The sequence below is a fragment of the Streptomyces sp. NPDC019937 genome (assembly GCF_040631655.1).
GTDB lineage: Bacteria > Actinomycetota > Actinomycetes > Streptomycetales > Streptomycetaceae > Streptomyces.
Window position 1 is genome coordinate 33333 of record NZ_JBEYAL010000013.1, and the last position, 20044, is coordinate 53376.

The 20044-nt window shown below is 72.6% G+C and carries 15 protein-coding genes; 5 read left to right on the forward strand and 10 right to left on the reverse strand.

All coding sequences use genetic code 11. The features are described 5' to 3' along the window. Nucleotides 1–5 precede the first annotated feature (5 nt). Nucleotides 6–1571 carry a GMC family oxidoreductase N-terminal domain-containing protein gene (locus ABZ562_RS15285; RefSeq protein ID WP_361478574.1) on the reverse strand — a complete coding sequence of 522 codons (1566 nt, stop codon included), beginning with the start codon at nucleotides 1569–1571 and terminating at the stop codon, nucleotides 6–8. 399 nt (nucleotides 1572–1970) lie between these two features. Here ABZ562_RS15285 and ABZ562_RS15290 point away from each other — a divergent pair, with 399 nt between their 5' ends. From ABZ562_RS15290 to ABZ562_RS15305, 4 genes are all read left to right on the forward strand, one after another. Beyond that, nucleotides 1971–3503 carry a glycoside hydrolase 43 family protein gene (locus ABZ562_RS15290; protein WP_361478871.1) on the forward strand — a complete coding sequence of 511 codons (1533 nt, stop codon included), beginning with the start codon at nucleotides 1971–1973 and terminating at the stop codon, nucleotides 3501–3503. A 207-nt stretch (nucleotides 3504–3710) separates the two neighbouring features. Continuing rightward, the gene (locus ABZ562_RS15295; protein WP_361478577.1) at nucleotides 3711–4700 is read left to right on the forward strand and encodes an FkbM family methyltransferase; all 990 of its coding nucleotides are present in this window, start codon (nucleotides 3711–3713) and stop codon (nucleotides 4698–4700) included. 107 nt (nucleotides 4701–4807) lie between these two features. Then, nucleotides 4808–5359 carry a hypothetical protein gene (locus ABZ562_RS15300; protein ID WP_361478580.1) on the forward strand — a complete coding sequence of 184 codons (552 nt, stop codon included), beginning with the start codon at nucleotides 4808–4810 and terminating at the stop codon, nucleotides 5357–5359. A gap of 39 nt (nucleotides 5360–5398) precedes the next feature. Continuing rightward, entirely contained in the window at nucleotides 5399–6679 is a 1281-nt protein-coding gene (locus ABZ562_RS15305; RefSeq protein ID WP_361478583.1) for a DUF1266 domain-containing protein, read from the forward strand. A 4-nt stretch (nucleotides 6680–6683) separates the two neighbouring features. Here ABZ562_RS15305 and ABZ562_RS15310 read toward each other — a convergent pair whose 3' ends face one another. The 7 genes from ABZ562_RS15310 to ABZ562_RS15340 all read right to left on the reverse strand — a co-directional run bounded on the left by ABZ562_RS15310 (nucleotide 6684) and on the right by ABZ562_RS15340 (nucleotide 15049). Beyond that, nucleotides 6684–7412: a GntR family transcriptional regulator gene (locus ABZ562_RS15310; protein ID WP_361478585.1), complete on the reverse strand. Its 729-nt coding sequence runs from the start codon at nucleotides 7410–7412 to the stop codon at nucleotides 6684–6686. Nucleotides 7413–7466: 54 nt separating this feature from the next. Continuing rightward, nucleotides 7467–9341 carry a TIM barrel protein gene (locus ABZ562_RS15315; protein ID WP_361478588.1) on the reverse strand — a complete coding sequence of 625 codons (1875 nt, stop codon included), beginning with the start codon at nucleotides 9339–9341 and terminating at the stop codon, nucleotides 7467–7469. Beyond that, nucleotides 9338–10357: a C-terminal binding protein gene (locus ABZ562_RS15320; RefSeq protein WP_361478591.1), complete on the reverse strand. Its 1020-nt coding sequence runs from the start codon at nucleotides 10355–10357 to the stop codon at nucleotides 9338–9340. Before ABZ562_RS15320 ends, ABZ562_RS15315 begins: the two co-directional genes overlap by 4 nt. An 8-nt stretch (nucleotides 10358–10365) precedes the next feature. Next, nucleotides 10366–11226 (reverse strand): isocitrate lyase/PEP mutase family protein, encoded by an 861-nt coding sequence (locus ABZ562_RS15325; RefSeq protein WP_361478594.1) that lies wholly within the window; start codon nucleotides 11224–11226, stop codon nucleotides 10366–10368. A gap of 38 nt (nucleotides 11227–11264) precedes the next feature. Then, a complete protein-coding gene (locus ABZ562_RS15330) occupies nucleotides 11265–12632 on the reverse strand; it encodes an MFS transporter (RefSeq protein WP_361478597.1) in 1368 nt (455 codons plus the stop codon). Nucleotides 12633–12665: 33 nt separating this feature from the next. Continuing rightward, on the reverse strand, nucleotides 12666–13475 hold the full coding sequence (locus ABZ562_RS15335) for a glucose 1-dehydrogenase (protein WP_361478600.1): 810 nt from the start codon (nucleotides 13473–13475) through the stop codon (nucleotides 12666–12668). Between the two features lie 188 nt (nucleotides 13476–13663). Continuing rightward, nucleotides 13664–15049 (reverse strand): hypothetical protein, encoded by a 1386-nt coding sequence (locus ABZ562_RS15340; RefSeq protein ID WP_361478603.1) that lies wholly within the window; start codon nucleotides 15047–15049, stop codon nucleotides 13664–13666. Between the two features lie 181 nt (nucleotides 15050–15230). On the opposite strand from ABZ562_RS15340, the gene ABZ562_RS15345 reads away from it, so the two are divergent. Next, nucleotides 15231–16577 carry an FAD-linked oxidase C-terminal domain-containing protein gene (locus ABZ562_RS15345; protein ID WP_361478874.1) on the forward strand — a complete coding sequence of 449 codons (1347 nt, stop codon included), beginning with the start codon at nucleotides 15231–15233 and terminating at the stop codon, nucleotides 16575–16577. A 114-nt stretch (nucleotides 16578–16691) separates the two neighbouring features. Here ABZ562_RS15345 and ABZ562_RS15350 read toward each other — a convergent pair whose 3' ends face one another. Continuing rightward, entirely contained in the window at nucleotides 16692–18668 is a 1977-nt protein-coding gene (locus ABZ562_RS15350) for an RICIN domain-containing protein (RefSeq protein ID WP_361478606.1), read from the reverse strand. 218 nt (nucleotides 18669–18886) lie between these two features. Beyond that, nucleotides 18887–19999: a class I SAM-dependent methyltransferase gene (locus tag ABZ562_RS15355; RefSeq protein WP_361478877.1), complete on the reverse strand. Its 1113-nt coding sequence runs from the start codon at nucleotides 19997–19999 to the stop codon at nucleotides 18887–18889. Between the last annotated feature and the right edge of the window lie 45 nt (nucleotides 20000–20044).

The following is a 20044-nucleotide window of genomic DNA, read 5'->3' on the forward strand; positions in this document are numbered from 1 at the left end:
GGCCGTCAGCGGATGGCCGCGGGATAGCCGCGGATGAGGTCGGCGGCCTTCTCCGCGGCCATGATGACGGGGGCGTTGGTGTTCCCCCTCGGCACCGTCGGGAACACCGACGCGTCGACGACCCGCAGCCCCGCCACGTCGAACACCCGCAACTCGGGGTCGACCACGGAGCCGATGGCGCAGGTCGACGTCGGGTGGTACAGCGTCTGCCCGACCCGCTGGGAGAAGGCGAGCAGGTCCGCGTCGGAGTCGGAGTCCGGCACGTCGAACGGCCCGGTGGTGATCCCGGCCAACGCGTCCTGTGCCGCGATCCGCAGGGCGATGCGGACCCCCTGGACCATGCAGTACTGGTCCTCGGCCGTCATCAGGTAGTTGTGCGTGATCCGGGGCGCGGCGTCCGGGCGCGCGGAGCCGAGCGTCACCCGGCCGCGGCTGGTGGGGGCGAGCACACACGGGCCCAGCGCGAAACCGTGCTCGGTGGCGGGGCCCAGCCCCTCCTGGTGGAACAGCACCGGGGCCATGTGGAACTGCACGTCCGGGGCGTCCAGTCCGGCCCGGCTGCGGAAGAAGCCACCGGCCTCGCCGATGTTGCAGGTCAGCGGGCCGCGCCCCTCGTTCGCCAGCAGCGCGGCGTTCTCCGGGCTCGCCGCGGTCATCAGCGATTCGACATCGGTACGGAAGTTCAGCAGCGACATGTAGTGGTCCTGCAGGCCCTCCCCCACCGGGAGGTCGCACACCACATCGACGCCGAAGGCCGACAGGGTGGCGGCGGGCCCGATCCCGGAGAGCATCAGCAGCTTCGGGGATTCGTACGCGCCCGCGGACAGGATCACCTCACGCTCGGCGCGGATCGCCTCCACCGTGCCGCCGCGCTCCACCTCCACCCCTCTCGCCCGGCCGCCCTCGATCAGCACGCGGTGGGCGTGGGCGGAGGAGAGCAGGGTGAGGTTCGGCCGCCCCAGGACGGGGTGCAGATAGGCGACGGCCGCGCTGCAGCGCATGCCACCGCGCTGGGTCAGCTGGAACCGTCCGACGCCGAACTGCGTGGCGCCGTTGAAGTCGTCGTTGCGCGGGTACCCGGCCTGCTCGGCGGCCTCGAGGTACGCGGTGGCGAGCGGGTGGCGGGACCTGCTGTCGCTGACGGTGAGCGGCCCGCCCACCGAGTGGAACGCGTCCTCGCCGCGCTCGTTGTCCTCCGCGCGCCGGAAGTACGGCAGCACATCGGCGTAACTCCAGCCGTCGGCCCCGGCGGCGGCCCAGCCGTCGTAGTCGGCGCGGTTGCCGCGCATGTAGATCATCGCGTTGATCGAGCTGGAGCCGCCCAGCACCTTGCCGCGGGGCAGATAGGGCCGCCTGCCGCCGAGCCCCGGTTCCGGGCCCGAGTGGAGGTCCCAGTCGACCTCGCTCTTGAACAACTGGGCGAAGGCGGCGGGGACATGGATCTCCTCCGCCGTGTCGGGGCCACCCGCCTCGATCAGCGCCACCCGGACCTCGGGGTCCTCCGACAACCGGGCCGCCAGCACACATCCCGCGGATCCGGCGCCGACGATGACGTAGTCGTAAGTGTTCATCCGATTTCCTTCGACGGAGGCTGCGGCGGACCGTACGCACCCCATTGTCGCTGGTGGGCATCATGTGCCCGTCAACCAGGTGGATCTGACGTCGAATCAGAAGGTCCGGGGTTCTTGCCCATAAAGTCCCCCACTGCCACACTCATGCGCGGTAAGCGCTTACTGGACCGAGTACCTGCACTCATCCCCGTTCGAGATACGGAGAAGACAGTGAGCCGACACAGTCGCAGGCACGTGATACGGACCGGTCTCGGCGCGGCGGCCGCGTCCACGGTCCTGGGCGCGGCCGGTGGCACCGCGCGCGCCGAGGCGGCCGCCCGAGGGGCGGCCACCACAGGCCCGGAGGCCGCGGGCGCGCAGGCCGCCCCGGGGCGGGGGCGGCTGCCGTGGGTGGCCGACCTGGGAGACGGCCGCTACCGGAATCCCGTGCTCAACGCCGACTGGTCCGACCCCGACGCGATCCGGGTGGGCGACCACTTCTACCTGGTCGCCTCCACCTTCAACCGCGTCCCCGGACTGCCCGTCCTGCGCTCCACCGACCTGGTCAACTGGACCATCATCGGACACGCCCTGACCGAGCTGCTGCCCAAGGACCACTTCAGCGAGCCGCGACACGGCCAAGGGGTGTGGGCCCCGGCCCTGCGCCACCACGACGGCAAGTTCTGGATCTTCTATCCGGACCCCGACTTCGGGATCTTCGTGGTGACCGCCACCGACCCGCGCGGCCCGTGGAGCACACCGCATCCGCTCAAGCCGGGCAAGGGCCTGATCGATCCATGCCCGCTGTGGGACGACGACGGGCAGGCGTATCTGATCCACGCCTGGGCGAAGAGCCGCAGCGGCATCAACAACCGGCTGACGCTGCACCGGATGAGCCCGGACGGGACCGCCCTGCTGGACGAGGGCCACGTCGTCGTCGACGGCGACGCGTTGCCCGGCTACACCACGCTGGAGGGGCCGAAGCTCTACAAGCGGGACGGCTGGTACTGGATCTTCGCCCCGGCCGGAGGTGTCACCGGCGGCTGGCAGTCGGCGTTTCGCTCCCGCTCCGTCCAGGGCCCCTACGAGGACCGCGTCGTGCTCGCCCAGGGCGACAGCCCCGTCAACGGGCCGCACCAGGGGGCGTGGGTGAGCACACCGGGCGGCGAGGACTGGTTCCTGCACTTCCAGGACCGTGGGGCCTACGGACGGGTGGTGCATCTCCAGCCGATGCGGTGGCGCCCCGACGGCTGGCCGGTGATGGGCGACGACGACGGCAGCGGCCGGGGCACTCCGGTGCTGGTGCACGCCAAGCCACGGGTCCACGGCCGGGCGAGGGTGACGGCACCCGCCACCGGCGACGAGTTCACCGGGCCGGAGCTGGGGAAACAGTGGAGCTGGCAGGCGAACGCCGACCCGGCCTGGTGGTCCTTCCGCCACTTCCCCCGCCGCCTCGCGCTGGCCTGCCACCCCAGCCCCGTCGGTCACGACCTGCGACTGCTGCCGAATGTGCTGGGCCAGCGGCTGCCCGCCGAATCCTTCACCGCCACGACCTCCATGACGCTGTCCGCCACCACCGCGGGAGCCCGCGCCGGGCTGGTCATGCTGGGCGCGGCCTACTGCTGGGCCGGGCTGTGCCACGACGGCGACCGGATCGTCCTGGTGTGCCGCACCGCGCGGGAGGACGCCGCCGAGGTGGACGCCGCGCCACCGGTGGCGCTGGGGAGAGGGCGCGCCACGGTACGGCTGCGGGTGACCGTCGCTCCCGGCGCGGTGTGCCGGTTCGCGGCCGACACGGACGGCCGGGGATTCGCCCCGCTCGGTCCGCCGTTCACGGCGAGTGCGGGCACATGGATCGGGGCGACCGTGGGACTCTTCGCCACCGGTCCGACGGCCGCCACCCGGCGCGGCGCGGCGGAGTTCGACTGGTTCCGGGTGGCCCCGGCGCCCTGACCCTCACCGGCGGCCACGTCTATCCGGTACCGCCCCTTTTCGGCCATCTCCTGTTTACTCGCGTACGGCCCGATCGTCTCCGGCGGTTGGGCCGCTTGGCACACTTTTCTTCAAGAAGGAGGAGGTCGGGGCCGAGGGGTGACAGAGAAGCGCACCAATTGGCCGTAAGGGGGAGCCGAGACGGCCGAGACCTGCGAGGCTGTCTTGATGCAAACCCTTTACAGAAGACTGCTGAGTGTGCTCCCCCGGCTCGGAGTGCAGGTGCTCGACCTCGGCTCGGGTACGGCGGTGCTCTCCCGGCGCGGCAAGCGGAACCGCGTCCCCGTGGGCCGGGAGGCCGACCTGGTGACGCGCGGCAGCAGCCGTTTCGCGGTGACACGGGTGCGGCCGGACACCTGGGTGGTGGCCCGTGGCCGGGGCGACCCCCCGTCCGACGCGTGGACGAACGTACGGCTCGGTGACACCGGCGCCCATCTGCTCTTCGACGCGAAGGCCTCCGACGAACGCTCGCTCCAGCTGGCGGCCGCCACCTATCTGTGCGGCCACCATGTGGCCGGGCTGCTGGAGAAGTACGAGGTGAACTGCGTCTTCGACGTGGGGGCCAACGCCGGTCAGTACGGCAGGCGGCTGCGCGGACTCGGCTATACGGGCAGAATCGTTTCCTTCGAGCCGACCGAGGAGGCGTTCGCGAAGCTGGAGAAGGCCGCCGAGGACGATCCCGAGTGGTGGGTGTTCCCCTTCGCCCTCGGCCGCGAGGAGGCGACCCGGTCCATGCACGTGGGCTGGGCCACCATGAACTCGCTGCTCCCGGCCAGCGACTACGGCAAGGACCGCTACCGGCGGTTCGCGAAGGACCGTACGGAGGAGATCGAGGTCCGCAGGCTGGACAGCGTGATGGACAAGGCGCTGGCCGGTCTCGCCGACCCCCGCCCCTATCTGAAGATGGACACCCAGGGGTACGACCTGGAGGTGTTCGCGGGCGCCGGGGAACGGATCGAGGAGTTCGTGGGGATGCAGTCGGAGGTGGCGCCCCTGCGGCTCTACGAGGGCAGCCCCGGGATGAGCGAGGCCATCGCCGCGTACGAGAAGAGTGGCTTCGGCATCACGGGCATGTACCCGGTGACCCGCGAGGACACGACGGGCCGCGTGGTGGAGTTCGACTGCGTCATGATGCGCGCGGACGCCGTTCCCCGGTGAAGCGATGCCTCACGGGGCCGGGGTCCGGCCCCGTGAGGCCACGGCGGCCGTGCCGACGCCACGTCGCATAGGGTGTCGCACAACTGGTCGCTTGGGGGAGGAAGTCCATGTCGCTGCCGACACCGCCCGGCAACCCGTACGGCGCGGTTCCCGGTACGGGGTACGGAACGGCGCGGCCCGTGGCCGATCGGCCGCCGCTGCCGGGGTATCCCCTTCGCCCCGCTCCGTCGGAGCGCCCGGCCGGGCCGGAGGCCCCGTATGCCGCTCCGTGGCAGCTCGCGTGCCAGCTGTGCGGCGGGTCGCCCGCGGCCACGATGGCCCTCAGGCACCACCAAGGGCTGTTCTTCATCATGCTGTTCCGGAAACGGAAGGGCCAGTTCTGCCGGACCTGCGGCACGGCGCTGTACCGCAAGCACACCGCCATGACGATGTGGCAGGGGTGGTGGCATCCGCTGTCCGCCATCCTGTTCAACCCCGTCACCATCATCCTGAATCTGCGGGTCCACTCGAAGATCGAGCGTCTGCCGGAACCCGGCCCCGACCCCTTCCACAGCCGGCTCCCCCTGGGCAAACCCCTCTTGCTCCGGCCGGGCACCCTCATCGGCCTGCTGCCCGCCGCGGTCGTCCTGCTCTTCCTCACCAATCTGATCACGGGGTAGCGCGAGCCCGGCCGGTGGCGCTCGGTAGAGTCCTGTGTCATGGGTTACGGGGAGGCAAACGCGGTCGGCCATACGGAACTTCAGGCGCCGCCCGCATGGCAGGCGCCGAGTGAGGTCGAGCGGAGGCTGTACGAGGCCAAGCTGCGCGGTGACTGGTCCGCGTTCTTCGATTGTCTGGCCGAGGAGGATCTCTTCTTCGCCGACTCCGTGGCCCTGATCGAGGCCGACCCGGGGACGTATCTGTGCACGCCCTACTGGTACTCCCAGGTCCGGGCCAACTGCCTGCCCCTCCTCACCCATGGCATGCTGCCCGCTCCCGACGCGGAGACCGCCTTCTGCCGCACCGACCTGGGTTGGCTCGCGGACGGGTGGCGGGACAGCGACACCTCATGGATCGTGATCAACCCGGGGAGCCCCTGTGAGGTGTTCTTCCCCGCGACACCGTCCCATCGCGCGCTGTGGCAGCAGCATGTGCGGCGCCTCGAGCAATGCGACTGCGGCCGGCCCCACCACCGCATGCGGCTGCGCGCGCTGGAGGGAAGCGGGGCGGCGACGGGGGCGGTGGCCCACGGGCTGGGGCTGATCGCGCTGCTGTCCGTCAGCAACGGGGATCTGTGGAACGCCATCGACTACCACGGCACGGGCTACAAGGGGGAGAAGAACCGCCTCAAGGAGTGGTGGGGCATCACCAGCCGCGAGGAGTGGCGGCATCACCAGGAGCAGTTGCTCGAAGCGGGTCAGGTCGGCGGTGGCGCCTGGGAGTTCGTCCTCGGGATCCGGCGGTCGCTGTCCCGGGAGTTCGGCGGCCCCGTCGAGGTGGACCAGTGGCGGCAGGCGGCCGAGAAGGTGCTGCGGCGGGGCACCGAGACCACCGAGTACCGGCTGAGCGCCGACGGGGTGACCAAGGTCGGCCCCCTCGACGGCGCCGAGGTGGCGGCGCGGATCGCGGGAGTGCAGCGGCTCATCGGGCGCATCGCCCGCTACGAGAAGCGTTTCCGCGCCGACGGGCTGCTGGCGGAGGGGAAGTTCGTCCCGTCCGTGGAGGCGTGGGATTACGGGCGGGCCGCCGGAATGGCCCGCTGGGGGCTGGGCGCCCGCTACTGCGACCAGCGGGAGGCCGAGAACGCGATCGCCCGTGCCAGCAGGCTCGGCAGGCTCAACTACCGCTCCTGGGAAGAATTTTCCGCCTCCTTCATCCTCGGCCGGTGTCTGCACTTCGACGAGGAGGAATTCGGCACCTGGTACCAGGACATGCTGGAAGCACACCGCATCCTCACCACCGACCCCGGCAGCCCGTGGCTCACGGTCCCCTGGAAATAGGCGCTCAGCCGGACAGGCCCAGCTTGCGGCGCAGGCCCGCCGCCTTGGATTCGGCGTCGCGGGCGGCCCGGGCGCGCAGGGCCAGCACGTAGTTCTCGCGCGTGCGCATGATGTGCGCCTTCAGGATCTCCTCGAGCTCGTCCGTACGGTCCGCGGCGAAGATCTCGATGATCCGCCGGTGTTCCTCGAACGAGCGCGCCGGTTCGGTGGTGGCGAGGAAGGTGAGGTGGACGCGGAGCGCCGAGACGCGGGCCAGGCTCATCTGATAGGCGTCGCCGAGGTAGCGGTTGCCGCAGTGGGCGAAGAACGCCTCGTGGAAGGCGGTGTCGGCGCGCCCGTACGCCTTGGTGTCGTTGCCCGCCAGGGCGTCGGTCATGGCCTCGACGGCGCGGCGCATGGCGGCGAGGGCGGGGCCGGGGTTGCGTTCGAGGGCCAGTTGGGCCGCGCGGACCTCCAGGGTGGTGCGGTATTCGCACAGCTCGAAGATCTCGTCCTCGGTGGGCTGGAAGACGTACGTCCCGGACTTGGGCACGATCTCGACCAGGCCCTGGAGGCGCAGCATGCGCAGGGCCTCGCGGACCGGTGTGCGGCTCACCCCGAGGGCGGAGGCGAGGCCGTCCTCGGACAGCGCCTCGCCGAGGTCGAACTCGCCGTCCACGATCGCCGCACGGAGACGGCGCGCCACCTCGGAGGCCAGCGACGAGGACCGTCCGCCACCCGTCGTGCGTGCCATGCCCCTCCGTCCATGGGTGTGTGTCCGGGGGTATGTCCCCGCCTATCCCGAACGCTACCGTAGCTGCCGTATCGCCGGATCCGGCCCGGCCTGGGCGAGGCGGGCGGTGCGGTGGGCGGCCGTGCGGACGGGGGCGTTGGCGGCGCCGTAGCCGGTGTACCCGCCGACGCGCTGGACGAGTTCGAAGAAGACCGCGCCGCCCAGGATCTCCGTGTAGCAGTGGAGGAACGCGCCGTCGGCGTCGCGGTCGTAGAGGATGCCCAGCTCGCGGAGGTCGGTGAGGAGCGCGGGGCCGGGGCCGAGCCGGGCGTCGAGGTCGTCGTAGTAGTTGTCCGGGACGGCCAGCAGCGGTGCCCCGCGGTCGCGTACGGCACGGGCGGTCGCCACGATGTCGTCGGTGGCGAAGGCGATGTGCTGGGGGCTGGTGACCGGTGGCGCCCAGTCGCCGCGGCGCAGCAGGGTGACCGACAGCGCGATGCGGAGCCGTTCGGCGGGGTCGGTGAAGGCCCGGCTGCGGACCAGGCCGAAGGGGGCGGCGTATTCGGCGGTGGGCTGCGGGCTGAGGCCGAGGACGGCGCGGTAGAAGAGGGTGGCCTCGTCGAAGTGGTCGAACGGCTGGGTGAGGGCGATGTGGTCGACGTGGGTGATGCCCGCGCCGGGCCGGTCCGGTGGGTCGGCGGCGGGTGTGAAGTCGGCCAGCCAGTCGTCGCCGGTGCCGCAGAAGAACACCTCGGTGCCGTCCGGGGCCGCGACGGCGGCGAGGTCGGCCTCGGCCGGGCCCCGGGTGCGCGGCAGGACCGGGGCGAGCAGTGCCTCGGCGCGGGCGGCCGAGGCGGCCGGGTCGGCGGTGTGCAGGCCCAGGGCGCTGATCGCGCCGCCGGGGCGGGTCACACCGGTGTTGAGGAGGAGCCGGGCCTCGCCCTGGGTCCACAGCTGGACGGGTTTGGTGCGGTGGTGTCCGGTGTGGGTGAAGCCGAGCGCGGCCAGCGCCTGAGCGATCAGCGGCCCGGATTCCGTGTCGACGGCGACCTCGGCGAACGCGACGCCGCTGGGGGCGGACCCCGTCGGCACAGCCGGTACGGCGGGCGCGGCACCCGCCGACGGGGCGTCCGCGCGGCGGGCGGTGGCATCGCGCAGCGCCAGCAGCGAGCGGTGGGCGTCGATGGCCGTGCGGCCCGGGTCGGCCTGGCGGAAGACGTCGTTGAAGACTTCCAGGGACAGGGGTCCCCGGTAGCCCGCGGCCAGCACATGGCTGAGGAACGCGGGCAGGTCCCAGGCGCCCTGGCCGGGGAAGAGCCGGTGGTGGCGGCTCCACTGGAGGACGTCCATGTCCAGGTGGGGCGCGTCGGCGAGCTGGAGGAAGAACAGCTTCTCGGCGGGGATGTCCCGGATGCCCGCGGGGTCCGAGCCGCGGGAGAGGATGTGGAAGCTGTCCAGGCACAGTCCGAGCGCCGGGTGGCCGGCGCGCTCGACCACGTCGAGGGACGCCTCGTAGGTGTCGATGTGGGCGCCCCAGGCGAGGGCTTCGTAGGCGATGCGTATGCCGTGGTCGGCGGCGCGCCCGGCCGCCGTGTGCAGCTGCCCGGCGAGCAGGTCGGGGTCGGGGACCGCGTCCGGGGAGACCGAGGAGCACACCAGCAGGGTGTCGGCGCCCAGCCGCCGCATCACCTCCAGCTTGCGCTCCAGCCGGGCCAGGTTGGCGGCGAAGCGGTCCGGCGAGGTGGAGTCGAGGTCGCGGAAGGGCTGGTAGAGGTCGATGGACAGGCCGAGGTCGGCGCAGCGGGCCCGGATCGCGGCGGGGGCGAGCGGGGAGGCGACGAGGTCGGGTTCGAAGATCTCGACCCCGGCGAAACCGGCGTCCGCCGCGGCGGTGAGTTTGTCGTCCAGGGTTCCGGACAGGCAGACCGTGGCCACCGCTGTACGGGTCATGTGGTGCGTCCTCCTCCGGGTCGGGTGATGGCGCGCGGGGCGGGGACGGCGGTGTGCCGCACGTCGTGGTTGACCAGGTAGGTGGGCAGCCGCCCCTGGGCGACTTCTACCACGTTGCGCGCCGTCTTCGTGCGGATCTCGATCTCGGAGTCCTCCGAGTACCAGGCGGTGTGCGGGGTGAGGACCACGTTCTCGCATCGCGCCAGCGGGCTGTCGGGTCCGATGGGTTCGTGCGCGAAGACGTCCAGGGCGGCGCCGCCGATACGTCCCGAGCGCAGCGCGTCGATGAGCGCGGTCTCGTCCACGATCGGGCCGCGCGCGGTGTTGACCAGGCAGGCGGTCGGCTTCATGACGGCGAACTGCCCGGCCCCGATCATCCCTTCGGTCTCCGCCGTCAGCGGGGCGTGCACGGACACCACATCGGCTTCGCGGCAGAGGGTGTCGAGGTCCACGAGCCGGACGCCGAGCGCCGCCGCCCGGGAGGTGTCGGGATGGGGGTCGTGGGCGAGGAGTGTCATCCCGAAGCCGCTCATCTTCTCGGCGAGCCGCTGCGGGATGCGGCCGAAGCCGACGAGCCCGAGTGTGCGTCCGCGCAGCCGCCGCAGCGGCCCGGCGACGGTGTAGTCCCAGGTGCCCCGGCGGATCGCGGCGTCGTAGCGGTGCAGGCCCCGGGCGAGGGTGAGGATCTGTGCGGCGGCGTGGTCGGACACCTCCTCCAGGGAGCCGTCCGGCACGTTGGCGACGGCGATGCCCGCCGCGGTCGCCGCGGGGACGTCGATGGTGTCGAGCCCGATGCCGTAGCGGGAGATCACCTGGCAGCGGGTCAGCTGGCGGATGACGTCGGCGGTGACGGGGGCGTACTGGTTGATCACGGCGTCGGCGTCGGCGCAGATCTCGATCAGCTCGGCCTCGGTACGGGCCCGGGCGGGTACGACGGTGAGCCCGGCCGCCTCCAGGACCTGCCGCTCGGGCTCGAGGTCGGCGAATTCGTAGTCGGTGACGACCACGGTGAACATGATGGCGCTCAGCTCCCGAAGCGGTGGTCGAGGTCCTGGTGGAAGCCGAGGTCGACCAGGTCGCAGAACTCGGCGTAGGTGTGCTGGGCCGGGCCGCCCGCGGGGGTTCCGGCGGCGCGCAGGTGGTCCAGTGCGCCGACGACCGCGCGGGTGGCGGTGAACAGCGCCGTGACCGCGTAGAAGACGATCGAAAATCCCATGTCGGCCAGGTCGGTGGCGGTGAGCCGGGTGGTCTCGTTCCCGTCCACGATGGAGACGACCTTGGGTCCTTCGACGGCCGCGGCGACGGCCTCCACCTCCTCGACGCGTTTGATGCCGTCGACGAAGACGAGGTCGGCTCCGGCGTCCCGGTAGCGGCGGGCGCGGCGTACCGCCGCCTCGATCCCGGCGGCGGGCAGCGCGTCGGTGCGTCCGATGACGAGCAGGTCGTCGTCGCCCCGGGCCTCGACGGCGCAGGCGATCCGGGCGGCGCTCTCGTCCTCGTCCATCAGCCGGATGCCGCTCATCTGGCCGCACCGCTTGGGCGCCACCTGGTCCTCCAGGTGGATGGCCGCCACCTGGGCCTGGACGTACTCGCGCACGGTGCGGTGGACGTTGGAGGGGCCGCCGTATCCGGTGTCGGCGTCCGCGATGACCGGGATGGTCACCGCGCGGGTCATGTTGCGGGCGTGTTCGGTCATCTCGGTCTGGGTGAGCAGCCCGATGTCGGGGGTGCCCAGCCGGCTGGCCGTGGCCCCGAAGCCGGTCATGTAGACCGCCGGGAATCCGGCGGCCTGGACGAGGCGGGCCGTGGCCGAGTCGGGCGCGCCCGGGGCCTGGATGATGCCGGGGCCGTTCAGGAGGGCGCCCAGCGACGTGGCGGCTGACACGGTCGGCTCCTTTCGGTGGGTGTCGAAGAGGGCGCGCTTCAGCGGGTGGTGGCGGGCGCGTCCGCCACGGTCGCCGGGCCGGTTCCGGAGCCGGGCTGCCGCGCGGGGCTGCGCCACAGCAGGATCAGCACGACCGAGACGGCCAGGGACACCACGGGGATGAGCAGGCCCGCGGTCACGGTGTCGCCGTCGGTCTCCTTGCCGACGATGTAGGGGCCGAAGAACCCGCCGAGGTTGCCGATGGAGTTGATGGCGGCGATGCCGACGGCGGCGTGCGTCCTGGACAGGCTGTCGGTGGTGAGTGCCCAGAACGGCGGCAGCCAGGCGAAGGCGCCGATGCCGGTGATGGCGAGCGCCACCACCGCGGGCCCGGGGTGGTGCCGCAGGGCGATCACCGCGGCGAGACCGACGGCCCCCATGGCGAGCGGCACGGCGACCAGGTATTTGCGCTCCCGGGCACGCTTGGACAGCTGGGCGGTGAGCAGCAGCGCGAGCGCGGCGCAGATGTAGGGGACGGCGGCGGTGAAGCCGATGTTGGTGGCCGAGTAGGCCGGGTTGATCTGCTTGATGATCAGCGGCAGGAAGAGGTTGAACCCGTAGGTGCCGATGGCGAGCGCGAGATGGGTGGCGGCCAGGTGCAGCACCCGGCGGTTCCGCAGGGCGACGAGCTGCGCCCGTACACCCTCGTCGTGGCCGGTGCCCTGCTCGGCCTCCAGGGAGGTGCGCAGCCACTCGCGGTCGGCGGGGGCGAGCCAGCGCGCGGTCGCCGGGGAGTCCGGGAGGAAGAGGTACGTCACGACGGCCATCAGGACCGCCGGCAGGCCGGTCAGGATGAACAGCCAGCGCCAGCCCGCCATGCCGAACCAGCCGGTGTGGTCCAGGATCAAGCCGCCGAGGAGTCCGCCGCAGAGGAACGAGACCGGCTGGGCGAGCACCAGCCAGCCGAGCGCGACGGCCCGGTCGCCGGAGCGGAACCACAGGGTGAGGTAGACGATGATGCCGGGGAAGAAACCGGCCTCCGCGACACCCAGCAGGAAGCGCATCACGTACAGCATCTGCACATGGGTGGTGAACCCGGTGATCACGGTGATGATCCCCCAGGTCGCCATGATGCGGGCGAGCCAGGCGCGGGCGCCGAAGCGGCGCAGCAGCAGATTGCTCGGCACCTCGAAGAAGAAGTACGCGACGAAGAAGATCGAGGCGGCGAGGCCGTACGCGGCGGCCTTGATGCCCAGTTCGGTGCCCATGCCCAGCTGGGCGAAGCCGATGTTGGTGCGGTCCACGTACGCGATGACGTAGCCGACCGCGATGAGCGGAAGGAGGCGCCAGGTGATGCGCGAGACGGCTGCCCGCTGCCCGGCCTCGTCCAGAGGCGTGGCGGGGGTGCCGCTGGGTGGGTGTGTCATGTGCTTCCTCGGTCGTGCGGGGAGGAGGGCGGCTCAGCTCATGATCAGTCCGCCGTCGATGTTGACGGCCTGGCCGGTCATGTAGTCGGAATCGGATGAGCAGAGATAGAGGGCGAGGCCCGCGACGTCGTCCGGCCTCTGGGGGCGGCCCATCGGCACGACGGCGGTGCGCCGCGCCCATGCCTCGCCCGCGGTCCACCCCTCGGCGGCGGACCACTCCTGGTCGATCTGGCGCCACATGTCGGTTTCGACCAGGCCGGGGCAGATGGCGTTGACGGTGATGTCCGGCGCCAGCGCGTAGGCCGCGGTCTGGGTGAGGCTGATGACGGACGCCTTGCTGGCGCGGTAGTGGGGCGTGAGGGGTGCCATCGGACCGGCGCCGTACCGTCCGGCGATCGACGACATCGTGATGATCTTCCCGCGCGGACGGGTGCCGTGCGGGGGTTCCTGGGCGCGCATCCGGGCGGCGGCGGCCTGCATGGTCAGGAACGCGCCCTTGACGTTGACGGCGAAGGTGGCGTCCCAGTCCTCCTCGGTGATCTCCAGGAAGGGCTTGACCTGCACGATGCCCGCGTTGCAGACCATGACGTCCAGCCGCCCGAGGCCGTCGGCGGTGCGCCGCACCATCTCGGCGCAGTCCGCCGCGCGGGTCACATCGCCCGCCACGGCGAGCGCCGGACGGCCGAGGTCGGCCACCTCGGCCGTCACGGCCTCGGCGCGGGAGGCGTCGCGGTCGATGACGGCCAGGTGCGCGCCCGCCGAGGCGAGCCGCAGGGCGATGGACCGTCCGATGCCGCGCCCGGCACCGGTGACCGCGACGCAGAGACCGCTGAGGTCTGCCACTCTCGTCCCTTTCGTCGGTGCGCCCGGCCGCGTGGGTGGGCGCGCCGGGCCGCTGAGACTGGGACACTAGAGTTCGGCAATCTGGGATACAAGACATGTGCACAAGATTGCCGCGCGGATGTGGCACGCCGCGTTCCGGTCTCTCGGGGCGGCTGTACGCCTCATACGGGACGCGGGGCGGCGCGGTGTCACCCTCCGCCGAAGTCTCCCCCGCCGAAGCCGCCCCGGAAATCGCCACCGCCGAAATCGCCACCGCCGAAATCACCCGGGTCGAAGTCGCCGCCGGAGTAGTCGCCGCCCGAGTGGTCGCCGCCGGAGTAATCACCCGCCGGACCGGCGCCGTAGTAGTCCCCGTACGCGTAGGGCGAGGCGAGCGAGGCGCCGAGCAGGGTGCCCGTCAGCAGGCCCGGCAGCAGCGCGCCGCCGAAGTAGCCGTACGCCCAGGGCGCGTAGACGGGTCCGGCATCCCAGTACGGGCGCCGCCCCGCGGGGGTGTCGACCTGCCGGGCCATCGGCTCCCGGCCGTCGTCCAGCCGGGCCGCGTCCGCGGCGCAGACCGGAACGGTCCGCTCGGAGGTGCTGCCCGCCGGGGTCCACCGCCGGTCCTCGGCCGAGGGGCCGTGCCGGGGGTCGAAGAAGCACGGGGGCCGGCGCTCCGGCAGCGGCCCGCCCGCCAGCCTGGCCTCCAGGGTGGCGAGCGAGAACCGGCCGTCCGCCAGCGTCTCGCTCACGTCCCGCACCTCCCTGGAGCCCCGCGCCTTCTCCATCGTCGTCTTCGCGCGCTCGTAGGCGTCCAGGGCCCGGGTGTAGTCCTCGCGCATCGCGTCGTCCGCCTTCGGGGACGCCGGGTCGAAGGCGATCCGGGTCAGCTCCTCACCGAAGGCGGTGATGTCCTCGTCCACCAGCGGGCGGAGTTCTTCCAGCCGGACCCGCTCCTGCCGCTGCCGCCGCCTGGTGACGCGCTTGCTCACCAGGTAGGTGCCGCCGACGCCGACGACGAGCAGGATGCCGAGCGTGATGAGGAGCCCCAGCGCGCCGGTGCTTCCGCTGGGGGTGGCGGCACCGTTCCAGGTGGCGGGCGCGTCGCCCTTGGCCTGCCGCACGGCGTGACCGGCGAAGTCGGTGAGCATGGCCCCGGAGTCGTCGGGGTGGGCCCGCCGCGCGGCGCCGGTCAGGTTCCGCACGGCGTCCCGGGAGAGGACCGAGTGGTCGGCGCCCGCGTCGAAGCGGTCGCCGAGCGCGACCGCGTACACGCCGGTGACGCCGACCTTCGTCCGCAGATCCCGCAGCAGGGTCGGCCGGTCGTGCTTCTCGGCGGCGGGGAGCGCGACGGCGAAGACCGGCTTGCCCGCCTTCTCGATCTTCCGCGCCAGGGCGTGGGCCTCGGCCCGGGGCAGGATGTCCCGGGCACGCGGATCGACGTAGACGGGCCCGTCGCGCAGGGAGGCCGCGGCGGTGTCCAGGGAGTCGGCGGCCCGTGCGCCGGGAGCCGCGGCGACGGCGGCGAGCAGCAGTGCCGCGATGACCATCGGAAGCACCAGCGCCGACCGGACGACGCGTCGTACGGTCTCCATGACTACGACGCTAGCCCATTTCGCCCAGTGTGCACGGTTTCCCGCTGGCGGGGGCCCGCGCGCTCCGGCCAGGGCGGTGATCATCGCCGCTCGTCGCGGTGGGTACCGTGGCGGGGACGCGGTACGGGGACGACGACAGGGTTGGGGGCCGGGCGTGCTGATCGAGGAGCTGCGGCAGGAGCTGCCGGACGGGCGGCTGATCGAGGACGAGCGGATCGCGGCCGGGTTCACGCACGACGAGGCGGAGTGGGCGCCGTACGGCACGCCGCGCGTGGTCGTACGGCCGCGTACGGCGCGGGAGGTGCGGTCCGTGGTGCGCGCCTGTCTGCGGCACGGCGTTCCGCTCGTCACCCGGGGCGCCGGAACCGGCCTCTCCGGCGGCGCCAACGCCGTCGAGGGCTGCGTCGTGCTCTCCACGGAGCACATGAACACCGTCCACGAGATCGATCCCGTGGAGCGGCTCGCGGTCGTCGGCCCCGGTGTGGTCAACGACGATCTGCGGGCCGCGTGCGCCGACCACGGGCTCTGGTATCCGCCGGACCCGGCCAGCGCGCCCTGGTCCACCATCGGCGGCAACGTGGCCACCAACGCGGGCGGGCTGTGCTGCGTGAAGTACGGCGTCACCCGCGACTACGTCCTCGGCCTGGAGGCGGTGACCGGCACCGGTGAGCTGGTGCGGCTCGGCCGCAGGACGGCGAAGGGCGTCGCCGGATACGACCTGGCGGGGCTGATGGTCGGCTCCGAGGGCACCCTCGGGGTGATCACCGAGGTCACGGTGCGGCTGCGCCCCCAGCGGGAGGCGGAGCGCACGGTCGCCGGATACTTCTCCTCGGTGGTGGCCGCGGGCCGCGCCGTCACCGCGGTCGGGGCCGCGGGGCTGACCCCGTCCGCGCTGGAGCTGATCGACCGGCACTGCCTGGCCGCGGTCGACCGGTGGAAGAACATGGGCCTGTCCGTCGACGCGGACGTGGTGCTCCTGGGGCGTACGGACGCGCCCGGCCCGGCCGGGGCGCAGGAGGCCGAGCGCATGCTCGCCTGCTTCGAGGAGGCCGGGGCGACCTGGGCCGCGCAGTCCACGGACCAGGAGGAGGCCGACGCGCTGTTCGCGGCGCGGCGGCTCGCCTATCCGGCGCTGGAGCGGCTGGGTCCGGTGCTCACCGAGGACGTGTGCGTGCCCCGGGCGGCCGTACCGGAGATGCTGGCGCGGATCGAGCGTGCGGCCACCCGGCACGACACGCTCATCGCCAACATCGCCCACGCCGGTGACGGCAACCTCCATCCGCTGCTGATCACCCAGCCGGGCGACACCGCGGCCCGGGAGCGGGCCCAGGCCGCGTTCCGCGACATCATCGCCGACGCCATCGACCTGGGCGGGACGGTCACCGGCGAGCACGGTGTCGGACTGCTGAAGCGGGACGGCCTGGAGCGGGAACTCGCGCCCGCCGTGCTGGAGATGCACCGCGCCGTCAAGGCGGCCCTGGACCCGCGGGGGATCCTGAACCCCGGCAAGGTCATCAGCCGCGGCTGAGCGGACATCGGGCCCGCGCCCGTACCCCTCGGTGAGACCTTTCCGGTGACGCCCTGAGCCGGGCGGTGTCCGGCTCCCTGGTGGAGCGCGCGCCGGATGTACATCATCGCGACGTCAGCGGTAGCCCCGGTAGCCCCCTCGTTCCCAGCCGCCGTCGTGTCCGGCCCAGCCCGAGGCCCAGGGCGCCTGCCCGTACTGCCCGTACCCGCCGTACCCGTACTGTCCGTGCCATCCGCGCTGTCCGTACTCTCCGCGTGGCCCCTGGCGGCCGTACCAGGAGCCCGCCTGCCGCGGCGGGGGCGGATCCGCCGCCGGGGGCTTGGAGCGGTGCGGTGCCGTGGACGAGGGGCGCGACGGTGGCGGTGGCGCGGACTTCGGGGGCGCCGAGGGTTCGGGCGTGCGCGCCGGTGGCGCGGTGCGGGCGGGCTTCGGGCGGACGGCGGACACCTGACGGGGCGCCGCCTCCCGGTCCGGGCGGCCCGTCTCGGTCCGGTACCGGTTGTCGTTCGCCGCGCCACCCGCCAGCCAGCGCTGTGACCTCGCGGAGTCGTCACGTGTCTTCAGGACCAGCCCGGCTCCCTTCTCCGTGGAGTCCGGGGTCAGGGCCAGCTCCTGGTTCCAGCGCGGCACCAGGGTGCCCTGGAGGGTGAAGTCGTACCGCACGTTCGCCGCGGCCCGCTGTGACGTGGTGGCGCAGGAGCCCAGCTGAACGGCGAAGCTCAGGCGGGAGTTGAGGCAGAGGTCGGGGTCGGCGCCGCTGCGCAGCAGGCCGTCGGCCTCGTACGACCACTGCTGGGTGGCCGCGGAGGTGCACGGCGTGGCCTCGGTTTCGGCGCCCGCCTCGGGCTTGCCGCCGACGATGTCGAGGCACAGTCCGTTCGCGGCGTTGCGCAGCCGTCCGCGCAGTGTGTCGTCCGGGCGGCCGTCGGCGCCGATCCAGGAGGGGTCCGAGCCGGGGGCCGTCGTGTCGCCCGCCCCCGCGTCCGGCTGCGAGGAGGGGGTGTCGCGGTCGTACGCGGCGTTCTCGCCACCGCCGGAGGGGAGGACCGAGGCCACCGCCACCGACACCAGGACGCAGCCGCTCACGGTGGCCGCCGTCATCACCAGGAGCCGGCCGCGGGTGAGCCCCGGCCGTCGTCTGCGCGCCGCCGGGCGCGCCTTCCACCAGGGGTTCTTCCCCGCGGAGTGGCGGGGGCCGCCGCCACGTGGCGGAACGGAGGGCATGGGAGGGGGAGCCGCGACGGGGCCGGGGTCGGGGATGCGGCGGCCCGGCCGGGAGTCGAGATAGTCCCGCGCGCCCCACCCCAGGACGGCTTCGGCGAGCAGGACGGCCGCCCGGCCGGTGGAGTGGTCCAACTGGTCGGCGGCATGGCGGCAGTGCTCGCACCGGCCCAGATGCTGCCGCAGATCGGGGTCGAGCCGGGTGTCGCCGCGGCGGAGCGAAACGTCCAGCAGCCGGCTGTACTGGCGGCACTCCTCCTCGGGGGCCGTGTCGCGGTGGGCCTCCAGGCAGGCCTGACGCCAGCGCAGCCGGGCCCGCTCCAGCTCGGCGGGGGCGTCGTCGGACAGCCCCAACAGCCCGGCCGGTACGGCCAGTCGCTCCGCCTCGACCTCGGTGTGCCACAGCAGACAGCGGGCCGCCTCGGGGAGCTGCTGGAACGCGCGGAACACCAGGCGTCTGTTCTCCGGCGGACGGAACCGCCCGTCCGCGCGTCCCCGTTCCCTGGGAACGGCCCGCAGTCCGGGATGGAGCAACGCGGCGCGCGGGCCCGCGTTCCACTCCTCCGCCATGCCGCGCACGGTGGCCAGCACCCGTGGCCGCCACGCGGTGGCCGGTGCGTTGCGCCGCAGCACCTCGCCGAACAGCCTGGTGAACGCGGCGGAGGTGAGGATCCCCGCCGGGTGGGAGCCCGTGGTGCACAGGCTCGCGTAGGAGAAGGCCGCCTCCCAGTGACGGCCCAGCAGCTCCCCGGCGGGCTGTTGTTCGGACGGTTTCCCCGAACACTTCTTCATTTCGGCCGTGAGCTGTTCGTCCGTCACGCCGAAGAGGGGGGCGGGGGTTAAAAAGTGCGCCAGGGCGGCATCGTTCACGTCTTTTCCCTTTCACGGGGCAGGGAGAAAAGTCCGTACCAATGGGGAGTGTCGACCCTGTTGGCGGCGCCGAAAACACCTGGCCCAGCTGGCGACACCTGCACCTTTGCACACGGAACCGATGCGGAACAAGGGAGTTCACATTTTTCGGGTTCGGGCGCTACGAGGGGCCACCGAAGTGTGGACTGACGTTGCGAAATGCAAAGTGGCGAACGAATTCACCCATTGCGCCGGGCTACCAGACGGTAGGCATTGGACACCTTCCCCAGCCCGGCCAGTGGCTTGAGCAGCAGCCGGTCCAGTGTGGTGGCCACGACGAGCGGAGGAATGGCCACCAGCAGGCCCGCGCAGCGCAGCAGCCAGCGCGCGCGACCGGTCGGCCTGGCCAGCCAGGGGGCGTCGTCGGGCGGCAGGACCGCGTTGGCAGCCAGCCACACCGCGCCCAGCAGGTCGACGGTGTCCGACGACTCGCGGTGCTGTTCCAGGACCACGGTGAAGCCGAGCGCTTCCAGTTCCTTCCGCAACGCCGCAACGGGGAGGAAGTACAGGTGCTGGGGCTGGAGCCAGGGCAGCCAGAAGCGGCCGAAGAGGCGGGCGAACCAGCACTCGGGGTCCGGCACCTCGATGAGCAGATGGCCGCCGGGGCCCAGGGCGCGGTGGGCCGCGCGGAGTTCCGCGCGGGGGTCCGTACTGTGCTCCAGGTAGTGGAACATGCTGACCACGTCGTAGCGCCCGGCCAGCCGCTCCCCGGCCAGCTCCGGGAAGCTGCCCCGGATCCCGTGGTCGATCCGCCCCTCCCGCTCGGCCAGTTCGACGCCCTCGGTGAAGTCCAGCCCGTCGAAGACCGTGTGGGGGAAGGCGGTGCGGGCCACTTCGGGGAAGTGGCCGTGGCCGGTGCCGACGTCGAGCCACTTCGCCGGGGAGTCGGCGGAGGGCTTCAGGGCCTCGGCACGGCCGAGGTACATCTTCCGCCGGCCGGAGAAGACGTTGCCCATCCCCTCCTCCCCCAGCCCGTCGTAGAAGTCGCGGTAGTAGAACTCCAGCCCGTCGGCGCCCAGCCGGGGGTTCTGGAACACCAGGCGGCAGTCCCGGCAGGTGTCCAGCCGGAAGCCGCCCGGCTTGTTCTGGAACCGGTCCCTGGTGCGCAGGCGGCGCTTCAGCCGGGGCGAGCCGCACCAGGGGCAGTCCGTGCGGCGCGGCTCGAAGAACCGCTCGGTGCCCTGGTCCAGGTCGGCCTGGTAGCGCGGCCGGAGGGCGGCCACGGCCTCGGCGCGGGACGGTCGCGGGGCTTTCGCCCCGGGTCTGCCGGAGGTGGCGTTGTCCTGGCTCATCGTTCCCCCCTCGGGGGTGGTGGTGGGGTGGGTGGCGGCCGGGGC

Coding starts and splice junctions, on each gene's coding strand:
- ABZ562_RS15285 (WP_361478574.1), bottom strand. CDS start 1,571: ATGAACACTTACGACTACGTCATCGTCGGCGCCGGATCCGCGGGATGT.
- ABZ562_RS15295 (WP_361478577.1), top strand. CDS start 3,711: ATGCAAACCCTTTACAGAAGACTGCTGAGTGTGCTCCCCCGGCTCGGA.
- ABZ562_RS15300 (WP_361478580.1), top strand. CDS start 4,808: ATGTCGCTGCCGACACCGCCCGGCAACCCGTACGGCGCGGTTCCCGGT.
- ABZ562_RS15305 (WP_361478583.1), top strand. CDS start 5,399: ATGGGTTACGGGGAGGCAAACGCGGTCGGCCATACGGAACTTCAGGCG.
- ABZ562_RS15310 (WP_361478585.1), bottom strand. CDS start 7,412: ATGGCACGCACGACGGGTGGCGGACGGTCCTCGTCGCTGGCCTCCGAG.
- ABZ562_RS15315 (WP_361478588.1), bottom strand. CDS start 9,341: ATGACCCGTACAGCGGTGGCCACGGTCTGCCTGTCCGGAACCCTGGAC.
- ABZ562_RS15320 (WP_361478591.1), bottom strand. CDS start 10,357: ATGTTCACCGTGGTCGTCACCGACTACGAATTCGCCGACCTCGAGCCC.
- ABZ562_RS15330 (WP_361478597.1), bottom strand. CDS start 12,632: ATGACACACCCACCCAGCGGCACCCCCGCCACGCCTCTGGACGAGGCC.
- ABZ562_RS15340 (WP_361478603.1), bottom strand. CDS start 15,049: ATGGAGACCGTACGACGCGTCGTCCGGTCGGCGCTGGTGCTTCCGATG.
- ABZ562_RS15355 (WP_361478877.1), bottom strand. CDS start 19,999: ATGAGCCAGGACAACGCCACCTCCGGCAGACCCGGGGCGAAAGCCCCG.